Origin of the sequence: Dyella sp. (assembly GCF_036746095.1) — a bacterium.
Lineage (GTDB): Bacteria > Pseudomonadota > Gammaproteobacteria > Xanthomonadales > Rhodanobacteraceae > Dyella_B.
The window spans coordinates 131,602-141,631 of the sequence record NZ_DAIOEU010000005.1; the positions used below are offsets into that span (position 1 = coordinate 131,602).

Annotated in this window: 14 protein-coding genes; 6 read left to right on the top strand and 8 right to left on the bottom strand. The window is 61.9% G+C overall.

All coding sequences use genetic code 11. The features are described 5' to 3' along the window. Positions 1–116: 116 nt before the first annotated feature. The gene (locus V7M64_RS04345) at positions 117–419 is read left to right on the top strand and encodes a type II toxin-antitoxin system RelE/ParE family toxin (protein ID WP_333677288.1); all 303 of its coding nucleotides are present in this window, start codon (positions 117–119) and stop codon (positions 417–419) included. Next, the gene (locus tag V7M64_RS04350; protein WP_333677290.1) at positions 416–709 is read left to right on the top strand and encodes an addiction module antidote protein; all 294 of its coding nucleotides are present in this window, start codon (positions 416–418) and stop codon (positions 707–709) included. The genes V7M64_RS04345 and V7M64_RS04350 overlap by 4 nt, the downstream gene beginning before the upstream one ends. Before the next feature lie 66 nt (positions 710–775). On the opposite strand, the gene V7M64_RS04355 is transcribed toward V7M64_RS04350, so the two are convergent. Beyond that, on the bottom strand, positions 776–1,528 hold the full coding sequence (locus tag V7M64_RS04355) for a hypothetical protein (RefSeq protein WP_333677292.1): 753 nt from the start codon (positions 1,526–1,528) through the stop codon (positions 776–778). Between the two features lie 213 nt (positions 1,529–1,741). On the opposite strand from V7M64_RS04355, the gene V7M64_RS04360 reads away from it, so the two are divergent. Together V7M64_RS04360 and V7M64_RS04365 are read left to right on the top strand one after the other, a co-directional pair. Then, complete coding sequence (locus V7M64_RS04360) at positions 1,742–2,416, top strand: dienelactone hydrolase family protein (RefSeq protein WP_333677294.1); 675 nt, start codon at positions 1,742–1,744, stop codon at positions 2,414–2,416. Next, positions 2,413–2,829 carry an HIT family protein gene (locus tag V7M64_RS04365; RefSeq protein WP_333677296.1) on the top strand — a complete coding sequence of 139 codons (417 nt, stop codon included), beginning with the start codon at positions 2,413–2,415 and terminating at the stop codon, positions 2,827–2,829. The genes V7M64_RS04360 and V7M64_RS04365 overlap by 4 nt, the downstream gene beginning before the upstream one ends. Before the next feature lie 92 nt (positions 2,830–2,921). Here the strand turns inward: V7M64_RS04365 and V7M64_RS04370 are convergent, their stop codons facing one another. The 4 genes from V7M64_RS04370 to apbC form a co-directional block, all read right to left on the bottom strand. Beyond that, positions 2,922–3,434: a hypothetical protein gene (locus V7M64_RS04370; RefSeq protein ID WP_333677298.1), complete on the bottom strand. Its 513-nt coding sequence runs from the start codon at positions 3,432–3,434 to the stop codon at positions 2,922–2,924. Between the two features lie 85 nt (positions 3,435–3,519). Further along, entirely contained in the window at positions 3,520–4,086 is a 567-nt protein-coding gene (gene dcd / locus V7M64_RS04375; RefSeq protein ID WP_333677299.1) for a dCTP deaminase, read from the bottom strand. A gap of 189 nt (positions 4,087–4,275) precedes the next feature. Then, entirely contained in the window at positions 4,276–4,830 is a 555-nt protein-coding gene (locus V7M64_RS04380) for an NADPH-dependent FMN reductase (RefSeq protein ID WP_333677301.1), read from the bottom strand. Then, on the bottom strand, positions 4,827–5,921 hold the full coding sequence (gene apbC, locus V7M64_RS04385; protein ID WP_333677302.1) for an iron-sulfur cluster carrier protein ApbC: 1,095 nt from the start codon (positions 5,919–5,921) through the stop codon (positions 4,827–4,829). Before apbC ends, V7M64_RS04380 begins: the two co-directional genes overlap by 4 nt. 309 nt (positions 5,922–6,230) lie before the next feature. Between apbC and V7M64_RS04390 the strand changes: the two genes are divergently transcribed. After that, positions 6,231–6,677 (top strand): DUF2147 domain-containing protein, encoded by a 447-nt coding sequence (locus tag V7M64_RS04390; protein ID WP_333677303.1) that lies wholly within the window; start codon positions 6,231–6,233, stop codon positions 6,675–6,677. 80 nt (positions 6,678–6,757) lie between these two features. On the opposite strand, the gene V7M64_RS04395 is transcribed toward V7M64_RS04390, so the two are convergent. Genes V7M64_RS04395 through V7M64_RS04405 form a run of 3 tightly spaced genes read right to left on the bottom strand, consistent with a single transcriptional unit; the run spans position 6,758 to position 9,370 of the window. Beyond that, a complete protein-coding gene (locus V7M64_RS04395; protein WP_333677305.1) occupies positions 6,758–7,561 on the bottom strand; it encodes a DeoR/GlpR family DNA-binding transcription regulator in 804 nt (267 codons plus the stop codon). Further along, a complete protein-coding gene (locus V7M64_RS04400; RefSeq protein ID WP_333677307.1) occupies positions 7,554–8,198 on the bottom strand; it encodes an HAD family phosphatase in 645 nt (214 codons plus the stop codon). Before V7M64_RS04400 ends, V7M64_RS04395 begins: the two co-directional genes overlap by 8 nt. Next, positions 8,195–9,370 (bottom strand): MFS transporter, encoded by a 1,176-nt coding sequence (locus V7M64_RS04405; RefSeq protein ID WP_333677309.1) that lies wholly within the window; start codon positions 9,368–9,370, stop codon positions 8,195–8,197. Before V7M64_RS04405 ends, V7M64_RS04400 begins: the two co-directional genes overlap by 4 nt. 151 nt (positions 9,371–9,521) lie before the next feature. Between V7M64_RS04405 and V7M64_RS04410 the strand changes: the two genes are divergently transcribed. After that, positions 9,522–10,030 (top strand): class I tRNA ligase family protein (locus tag V7M64_RS04410; protein ID WP_333677311.1); only part of this gene is annotated, 509 nt, incomplete at its 3' end.

Consider the following 10,030-nt stretch of genomic DNA (forward strand, 5'->3'; position numbering starts at 1 on the left):
TCTGGAAGTAAGGCCGCAGCCGAAAAACGTCCATTTTAGCCTGCCTCTCTTTCCAGCGCTTTGCCGCGACAGGCGCTGACATTGACCCAATGTCACATTTATGTGACATTGTTCGTATGATGGAGTTGATTGAAACGGACACCTTCAAAAAGTGGCGCAAGGGACTCAAGGATGCTCGCGCCGCAGCGTTCATTGCCGTTCGTCTTGCTCGACTGGTGAACGGACTCCCAGGCGACGTAAGTCCGGTTGGCGAAGGCATCAGTGAGCTTCGCGTTCACTACGGGCCGGGCTATCGCCTCTATTTCAAGCGTAGCGGCCGATCGATCATCGTTCTGCTGTGCGGTGGCGACAAAAACACACAGGACAAAGACATCACTCTCGCCAAGAAACTTGCCGAATCGTGGAGTCCATGCCAATGACCGAAAAATTCACCAAACTCGACCTTGCCGAACTCCTTACTTCAGACGAGGCCATTGAATTGTTTCTGGCCGAAGCTTTCCAGACCAAAGACCCAGGACACATCGCCTACTGCCTTGGCATTGCGGCGCGCGCAAAAGGTATGTTGCAGGTGTCGAAGGAAACAGGCCTTGCACGTGGGGCGCTTTATCGAATGCTTAGCGAAGATGGCAATCCAACCCTGAAAACCATGCTGTCGGTTTTGGAGGTGCTTGGCCTGGACATGACGGTTAAGCAGCACATCGCCCGTTGATGCGACTACTGCCACGCGGGGCGGGCTTTTTAAAAAAACAGCACACCCCACCTGACTTCGCAGCACTCAGGTATTGCGCAACCGAATACTCTCCGCCAGGTTGCCGCGGAACACATGTTGTCCCAGATGGCCGAGATCCGATCGCATATCGGCGTAGACCTTGCCGCCGATGTCGCGCCAGCGGCGGCAGAAGGCGTAGTCCTCGGAGAGATAGCGGCGCGAATCAGGATCGACCATGCAGTCGAAGAACAACCAGTAATACGGTTGCTGCGGATTGTTGGGCGGGCCGTCGGGCCGGTAGTTCAATTCCGGATAGGCTTTCATCATCCTCGTGAAAACGTCGCGCCTGATCACCATGAAGCCGGTGGGCGCTTCGGCGACTTCGACGAAGCCGTCTTCGGTCATGAACTTCTGCAGCGGCTCGGCGCCATGGCCCACCGCATTCAAGGGGTAGTCGGTGTACAGCGATTCGAACAACTCGCGCGTGGTGCCGGCGGGCACGCCATCCACGGGCCAGTTGAAGCGCTTGAGCGGATACACACCGGCGGCCACGTCGTAGTCGGATAGCAGCAGGCGCATCGCCGCTGCGGGTGTAAACGAGATATCCGCATCGATCCAGAACAGGTGCGTGTATTCCTCATGCATCAGGAAGAACTTCACGATCTCGTTTCTGCCGCGCGTAACGAGGCTGTCGGCATACATATTGAGCGACGACTTCAGCCCGAGCCGAATGGACTCATGCGTCAGCTCGAACAGGCTGGTGACGTAGTGCATGGATACCGCGGAAACATAGCTGGGTGTGGCCCAGAGCACATTCATGGACTGAAGCGCGGAATCGGGAAGCATGGACATCCTCTGTTGGCGGATCACTGCATGGCGTTGCCGATCTTACTCATGACGACATGGCGTATGCCAGCGCAAGCAACATGCAGGCTTCATGCGAATTGCACACCGCATCGCGCCGGTTGCGAGCAAGCTTCATACTATGCGCCTCGCATCGCGGCTTCCCTTTTCCAGCTCGAGGATTTCGTCATGGGCAAACACATCAATCTTCCCACCAGCGGCACGCAGTGCATTGGCGCGTACGTGGCCGAGGCGCAGGGCAAGCCCAAGGGCGGGCTGGTGGTGATCCAGGAAATCTTCGGGGTGAATGCGCACGTTCGCAGCGTGGCCGATCGCTTTGCCGCGTTGGGCTACACCGCGGTGGCGCCCGCGTTTTTCGATCACCTGGAAACCGGCGTCGAATTGGAATACACCGATGCAGGCATGGCAAAGGGGCGGCAGCTGGTGATGGAACTTGGGCTGGATCGCGCGGTGGAAGATGTCGCCAGCGCGGCCGAGGCGATCCACTCCGCCGGCAAGATCGGCACGGTCGGTTATTGCTGGGGTGGCACGGTGGCCTTTGTTTCGGCGATCCGCCTGGGCCTGCCTTCCGTGAGTTATTACGGTGCGCGCAACGTGCCGTTCCTCGGCGAGCAACCTAAGGCGCCAGTGATGTTTCACTTCGGCGAAGAAGACAAATCCATTCCGCCGGATATGGTCGCCAAGCATCGCCAGATGCTGCCGCAGATGGACGTCTATAGTTATCCCAGGGCCGGCCATGCGTTCAACCGCGATATCGATCCCAGCCACTACCACGCGCAAAGCGCCGACCTGGCACTGCAGCGTACGATGGCTTTCTTTGACAAGTACCTGGCCAACGCATGAGCAGCAGCGATTTTGAACTCCACCCGCGCTTGTGGGCGGATACGCAGCACATCGCCGCCCTGCCCTTGTGTGAGCTGCTGCTGATGAAGGATTCGCGCTTCCCGTGGTTGATCCTCGTGCCGCGCGTTGCCGGGTGCACGGAAATATTCGACCTACCCGAGCAGGCACGAGCCTTGTTGTGGCAGGAAATCAACCAGGTCGCCAAGGCGCTGCGTGACGTTGCACCATGCGACAAACTCAATATCGGCGCGCTGGGCAATATCGTGCGGCAGCTACATGTGCATATCGTCGCGCGGAAAGAAGGTGACGCGGCGTGGCCGGGGCCTGTATGGGGACATGGACGTGCGGAGCCCTATCAAGACGATGCGCTGTCTTCCCTGGTGCAAACACTGCAATCCGCGTTTCGCACGTAGTCTGGGATGAAATCCCAACCTATGTCTCAGCTGCAAAACGAAGCGCCCGTCGATGACGGGCGCTTCGTTTCAACATACTGTCAGGTCCGGTATCAGTGACCACCGGAGGCGTCGCTGCCACCCTGGTCGCCATAAGACTTGCCGCTGGCATCCTTGGAGCTGTCGCTGGTCGGCGCGCTGGCCGGCGCATGGTAATCCTCAAGCGCACGCGCCTTGGTCTCCACGGGGTTGATGCGCGCCAGCTTGCCACCGTCGTCGTAGTAAGCAACAAAACCGTAGTCCAGCTGCAAGCGAGCCATGTACTGCAGATGCTGCTTGCGGATCTTCGAATCGTCACTCGGCAATAGCAGCACCGTCTTGGGCAACTTGCCCGTTTCCTTGAGGAAAGCGAAATGGCTGCCGGCATCGAGCGCGGAAACCACGGCACCATCGATCAGGAACTGACCATTCTTGTAAGCCTTCATGGTCAGGTCGAACTGGCTTTGGGTCTGAGTGGTTCCCACCGCATCCTTGGACGCGCCGCGATGGCAGCCGCCAAGCACCAGCAAGCTACCGAGCACAAGCACGGCGGCGCCGCGGGTTGACAGCGTGGAAAGACGGATCATGCTTAAATCTCCTGCAGATATCAGCGAAGCCAAGCAAGTGTAGCGCCGCCGGAAGAAGGTGGGATGGAGGGTTTGCACAGCGCGTTCAGGTGCGCGGCAAGGTCACGCCCTGCTGGCCCTGGTACTTGCCGCCACGGTCCTTGTAGCTGGTTTCGCATTCCTCATCGGACTCGAAAAACAGCATCTGCGCGACACCTTCGTTGGCATAGATCTTGGCCGGCAGCGGCGTGGTATTGGAGAACTCCAGCGTCACGTGGCCTTCCCATTCCGGCTCCAGCGGCGTCACATTGACGATGATGCCGCAGCGCGCATAAGTGCTCTTGCCCAGGCACACCGTCAGCACCTGGCGTGGAATGCGGAAGAACTCGACCGTGCGCGCCAATGCAAAGGAATTGGGCGGGATGATGCACACGTCCGCTTCCATGTCGACGAAACTGGTCGGGTCGAAGGCTTTCGGATCGACGATGGTGGAGTTGATGTTGGTGAAGATCTTGAATTCGCGCGCGCAACGCACGTCGTAGCCGTAGCTGGAGGTGCCGTACGACACCAGTTTGTCGCCGCCGCGCAGCTTGACCTGCCCCGGCTCGTATGGCTCGATCATGCCATGCTGCTCCGCCATGCGGCGGATCCACTTATCGGATTTGATGCTCACGCGGACTCCGGTGCTGCCAGCCGCGCCCGGCTGCTCCAGGCGCAAAGCGGCAAAAATACATGGTGAATGGGGCGTTGCGCCAGCGCATGTTTTGCGCCCGGTCTCCGTGGGTCGGGCTGAAGTGCAGCCCAACCCTAGCGTTGCCATGCCACATCCCGGAGTCAGGGTTCGGCTGCGCCTCAGCCCAAGCTACGGGGAGCACTTCGCCCCGTCCAAACCGGCTTTCAGACATCCCAACACCGTAGTCAACTCCCGGCAGCGCTCCGGATCGGCAAGCACTTGCTCGACCGTGCACCCTGCTCCCGGCAAGGTCACCAAGAGCGGCTCCGGCGACAGCAGGCGCGCCGACATCGTCCGCAAGATTTCGCACAGCGCGGCCTGCGCGTGATGCGAACCGCGCGCGGAAGCATTGATCAGCAGCACCGGCATGTCGGAAAACTCCAGACTGCCGACCAACCAATCGAGCAGATTTTTGAATGCGCCAGGCACCCCATGGGCGTACTCGGGACAAGCGACCAGCAATGCATCGTTTTGCCCCACCGCCATACGCAGTTGCTGGACAACTTCCGGTATCTGCTCGCTCTCAACATCCGGATTGAACAGCGGCAGCGCGCCAAGGCCCCTATACAACGTCAACGAAAGCCCTGGCGGAGCCAACACACGCGCAGCAAGCAACGCAGCCGTGTTGGATGAAACGCGGCGGAGACTGCCCGAAAAACAAAGCACCCGCCGCGCGGCGCTCATGCCGCCGGCTGGCCCTGCACCACGATCTTGCCGAGCCCCAGCGATTTGTTGCGCGGCTGGCGTGCGAGCCGGCCGGCGGTGTTGCGCGCAATCTCGCGATAGCGCGCGGCCAAATCCGAATCCGGCATCGCCGCCACGGTCGGATGGCCGCCATCGGCTTGCTCGCGAATGCGGATATCCAGCGGCAGCGACCCCAGGTACGGCACCTGGTACTGCTCCGCCATGCGCTCGCCGCCGCCCGCGCCAAAAATATGTTCTTCGTGGCCGCAGTTCGTGCACACGTGCGTGGCCATGTTCTCGACGATGCCGAGCACCGGCACTTCCACCTTCTCGAACATCTTCAGCGCCTTGCGTGCATCGAGCAGCGCGATGTCCTGCGGCGTGGTCACGATCACCGCACCGGCCACGGGCACCTTCTGCGACAGCGTGAGCTGGATGTCGCCGGTACCCGGCGGCAAATCGATGATGAGGTAATCGAGCATGTCCCAGCGCGTGTCGCCGAGCAGCTGCATCATCGCCTGCGTGACCATCGGGCCGCGCCAGATCATCGGCGTTTCCTCGTCGACCAGGAAACCGATCGACATCGCCTGCAGGCCATGCGCGGTCATCGGCGTGATGGTCTTGCCGTCCGGCGATTCGGGCCGGCCATGGATACCGAGCATGCGCGGCTGGCTGGGGCCATAAATATCGGCATCCAGAATGCCGACCTTGGCGCCTTCCGCCGCCAGGGCCAGGGCAAGATTCACCGCCACGGTGGATTTGCCTACGCCGCCCTTGCCGGACGCCACCGCAATGATGTTCTTCACGTTTGGCAGCGGCGCCAGCGTGCCCTGCACCTTGTGCGCATGGACGCGGCTGGAGAGGGAGATCACCGCCGCCTCGATCGCCGCATCCGCTTCCAGCGCCTGCCGGGCTTGCGCAGCCAGCCTTTCACCGGCGCCTGCGGCCGGATAACCGAGCTGGATGTCCAGCGAGACCTTGGCGCCATCCACGCCGACGGCGCGAATCGATTCGGCCAAGGGCGCGCCGGTGTGAGGATCGATAAGGTCGCCGAGAATCCGGCGCACCAGGGCTTCGTTCGCCTGCGTCATGGAGAAGGGGCTGTGGGTCAGGACATGCAATTATGCCAGCAGGGGCTGGCGACTCGCCGTGATAAGAGCCTGTTTGATGTCTCGGCGTAGTTCACATAGCCCTTGAGCAGTCGTCAGGTAGCCGCGCGGGGCACAGCGCCAGACTGGCCGTCGGGGCCCTGCCGCGCGCGGCCGCATGGCGGCTACTCAAGGGCTATGAGGGCTGCGCCGAGACATCAAACAGGCTCTCATGGTTTGCGCAATGCAGCTTGACCGATTCCGGCGCCGCTCGGCAGGCTGCACCATACGCCAACGTAGGGATTCATCATCATGAAACGTCTGCCGCAATTCGCCATCGCCGCCTGCCTACTGCTGGGCTCGGCCATCGCCTGGGCCGCCAACGACAGCCCGGTGGGCACCTGGCGGCAGGTCGACGACGTCACCGGCAAGCCGAAATCCATCATCCAGATCACCGACGACAACGGCAAGCTGCAAGGCAAGGTGTTGCAGGTACTGCTTTCCGATGATGGCCCGCATCCGGTCTGCAAGAAGTGCGATGGCGAACGCAAGGACCAGCCGATCGAGGGCATGGTGATCATGTGGAACGTCGGCAAGGATGGCGACGTGTGGGACGGCGGCAAGATCCTCGATCCGAAGAACGGCAAGGTCTACAGCGTCAAGCTGAGCCTGACCGATGGCGGGCAAAAGCTGGATGTGCATGGATACATCGGCTTTTCGCTGCTTGGCCGCAGCCAGGTGTGGGAACGCATGCCGTAAGACTGCCGCCGCGGGCTGAGAGGACAACCCGAATCGGGATGCATAAAACGCTGGGATTTCGTACCCGCCTATTATCCGTATCAGCCTGATACGGCTTCAGCACGGTGCACCATCACGCCATGCGCGGCGAAAGCGGCACGTGTGGCGCGATCGGCCGAATGCTCGACGACAAGATGCTGCACGCGCGCGAGTTCGGCCACCTGATGCGCCGCCACCGCGCCAAGCTTGTCGTCCGTGGCAACCACCACGGTTTCGTCGCTGGCATCGATCATCGCGCGCTTGAACAGCGTTTCCTCGCTGTCGAAACCCCACAGGCCATGTGCGGCATCGATCGCGCAGGCGCCGGGAAAACACAGGTCCGCACGCATTCGCTTTATCTGCTCGACGGCCTGTGCGCCAATCGCGCCACCGATCGAAGGAACAATCCGGCCGCCGATCAACAGCACGTCAAAACCTTCGCGATCCAACAACAACTGCGCGATATGCGGCGCATTGGTGATCACCGTGAATCCGGCACCGACCGGCAGCGCGGCCGCGATGGCGGCATTGGTGGTGCCTGCATCGATCAACAAAGTCTGCCCCGGCTTCACCAGGTTCACCGCCTTGCGCGCGAGTGCCTGCTTGCGCAGCGGATGCTCGGTGCGCCGTTGCTTGAGCGGCGTCAAAGTGACCGCAGGCAGCAGCGCACCGCCGTAGACGCGCTTGCACAGACCTTGTGCTGCGAGTTCGCGCAGGTCGCGCCGGATCGAATCCTCCGATACCTCGAACGCCTCCGCCAGCTCGGCCGCCACCACGCGTCCATCGCTACGCAGCCGCGCGAGAATGCGCTGCTGGCGCTCCTCGGGAAGCGCGTTGCGATCGACGACGGGCGCAAGCTTAGCCATGGTTGATCGCTCGCGTTTCGTGCTCAAGCAAGCCGAGTTCCACCAGGTGTTCGCGCAAACCAGCCGGATCGCGGAACCACCAGCCGTGCATGCCCAGCGCTTCGGCGGCCGCCACATTGCGTTGCGAGTCGTCGATGTACAACGCGGTGGCGGGATCGACCGCGTAGCGCTCCAACAGGCACTGGTAGATACGCGGGTCAGGCTTCACCAGACGCTCTTCGCCCGACACCACGATGCCTTCGAACCATTGCAGGAACGGATAAAGCTGTCGCGCAACCGGAAATGTCTCTTGCGACCAGTTGGTGAGCGCGAGCAGACGCACGCCGCGCGCTTTCAGTTCTGCCAGCAACGCCACGCTGCCTTCGATCGGTCCCACCAGCGTTTCCTTCCAGCGCAAGTGATAGGCATCGATCAGCTCGGCGTGCCCGGGAAACTTCGCGCGCAACAGTGCTGTGGCCTCGGTCCACGGGCGGCCGGCATCCTGTTGCTCGTTCCATGCGCTGTTGCACACCTCGCGCAGGAACCACTCCATGTGCGCTTCATCGTTGATCAATTGGCGATACAACCGCCGCGGATCCCAGCCGATCAGCACGTTGCCAAGATCGAAGACCACCGTATCGATACGTCCATTCGTCACCGCACTATCCTCGCCGACAAACCCACCAGCACCAGCAAGCCGGCCACTGCGACGAAAGCGGTCGACAAACTGCTGGCATGCGCTACGAAACCAATCAACGCCGGACCGCTCAGCAGACCCACGTAACCGAGCGTGGTTACGGTCGCGATGGCAATGGCCGGCGGCGTGCCAGCCAGACGTCCGGCGGCGCTGAACATCACCGGCACAATGTTGGAAGCGCCCAGGCCGATCAGCACGAAACCGAGCAAGGCGGCCACCGTCAGCGGCACGCACGCCACCAATAGAAATCCCGCCACGGCAAGGCCCGCGCCCACGCGCACCGCCCATGCGGGACTGTGGCGCGCAATCAGCCGATCGCCGCAAAAACGCCCCGCCGCCATCGCTACCGAAAAGCACGCATAGCCAAAGCCGGCCGCTGCCTGCGCCACACCACGCACGTCGCGCAGGAACACCGCACTCCAATCCAGCATCGCGCCCTCGGCCATGAAGCTGACGAAGCACAACAGCCCCAGCAACCAGGCGAGCGCATGCGGCATGCCGAGCCGGGTCTTCTTCTCGGCGTCCATCGTGGTTGCAGATGCATCGCTGCGCAGGCCATCGCGCAGCCACAGCACGGTCAACGCCAGCATCACGGCAATGGCCACGGCGGCGCCGGGCAACGGCAATCCAAGTGCCAGCAAACCGCTCAGCAAAGTGGCGCCGGTCAAGCCGCCGACGCTGAAAAGACCATGGAACCCGGACATCAGCCGATCGCCGCTACGACGTTCCACTTCGACCGCATAAGCGTTCATGGCGACGTCCACCGCGCCCAGCATCACGCCAAAATAGAGCAAGGTGCCCACCAGCATCGCCACGCTGGACACCTGCGCTAGCACAGGCAGCGCAAGACACATCAGCAAGCCTGCGCTCAGGATCATCGTGCGATTGCCCAACCGATGCGCCAGCCATCCCACGAACGGCATCGACAGCATCGAACCACCGCCGAACGCCAGCAACGCCGTACCCAACTGCGCATCATCCAGCCCGAGGCGGAGTTTCACGTAAGGCACCATCGGCGCCCAGGCCGACATGGCGATGCCGGAAACCAGAAAGATCAGCCGCGTCGCCCGCCGAGCGCTGGGGAGCGATGTTGCACTGTTGCCTGCAGCGGCGGTTTCAGAAGTCGTTTTCACAGCTTGCCCGTCTTGCCTTCAATGCGCACAAATGTACACAAACGTGCAACATCGTGCAAACGTCCGATCATCCGTGCGCGCCGCCGCCACCGGGAAGCGCCATTGACACCGCATGCCATAATGCAAAACCCATTGCGAACCACTGCCGCCCATGACCCGACGCCTGCTCGTCACCCACGCCCTGCCCTACGCCAACGGCCCGCTGCACCTGGGCCACATGCTGGGCTACATCCAGACCGATATCTGGGTCCGCGCACAGCGGATGATGGGCAACGAGGTGTACTTCGTGGCGGCCGACGATGCGCATGGCACGCCGATCATGTTGGCGGCGGAAAAGGCGGGCGTCTCGCCGGAAGCCTTCATTGCCGACATGCGCGCCAGCCACGAAGCAGACTTCGCCGATTTCCACTTCAGCTACGACAACTACTACACCACGCACTCGGACGAGAACCGCGACCTGGCTTCGCTGATCTACACGCGTCTGCGCGACAGCGGCTACATCGCCAAGCGCAGCATCCAGCAGCTGTTCGATCCCGACAAGCAGATGTTCCTGCCGGACCGCTACATCAAGGGCACTTGCCCCAAGTGCGGCACGCCGGACCAATACGGCGACAACTGCGAGAACTGCGGCGCCACCTATGCGCCCACCGACCTGATCAA

Bases quoted from the DNA above. Each gene is read 5' to 3' on its own strand.
- V7M64_RS04345 (WP_333677288.1), top strand. From the start codon at position 117: ATGATGGAGTTGATTGAAACGGACACCTTCAAAAAGTGGCGCAAGGGA.
- V7M64_RS04350 (WP_333677290.1), top strand. From the start codon at position 416: ATGACCGAAAAATTCACCAAACTCGACCTTGCCGAACTCCTTACTTCA.
- V7M64_RS04355 (WP_333677292.1), bottom strand. From the start codon at position 1,528: ATGAATGTGCTCTGGGCCACACCCAGCTATGTTTCCGCGGTATCCATG.
- V7M64_RS04360 (WP_333677294.1), top strand. From the start codon at position 1,742: ATGGGCAAACACATCAATCTTCCCACCAGCGGCACGCAGTGCATTGGC.
- V7M64_RS04365 (WP_333677296.1), top strand. From the start codon at position 2,413: ATGAGCAGCAGCGATTTTGAACTCCACCCGCGCTTGTGGGCGGATACG.
- V7M64_RS04370 (WP_333677298.1), bottom strand. From the start codon at position 3,434: ATGATCCGTCTTTCCACGCTGTCAACCCGCGGCGCCGCCGTGCTTGTG.
- V7M64_RS04380 (WP_333677301.1), bottom strand. From the start codon at position 4,830: ATGAGCGCCGCGCGGCGGGTGCTTTGTTTTTCGGGCAGTCTCCGCCGC.
- apbC (WP_333677302.1), bottom strand. From the start codon at position 5,921: ATGACGCAGGCGAACGAAGCCCTGGTGCGCCGGATTCTCGGCGACCTT.
- V7M64_RS04390 (WP_333677303.1), top strand. From the start codon at position 6,231: ATGAAACGTCTGCCGCAATTCGCCATCGCCGCCTGCCTACTGCTGGGC.
- V7M64_RS04395 (WP_333677305.1), bottom strand. From the start codon at position 7,561: ATGGCTAAGCTTGCGCCCGTCGTCGATCGCAACGCGCTTCCCGAGGAG.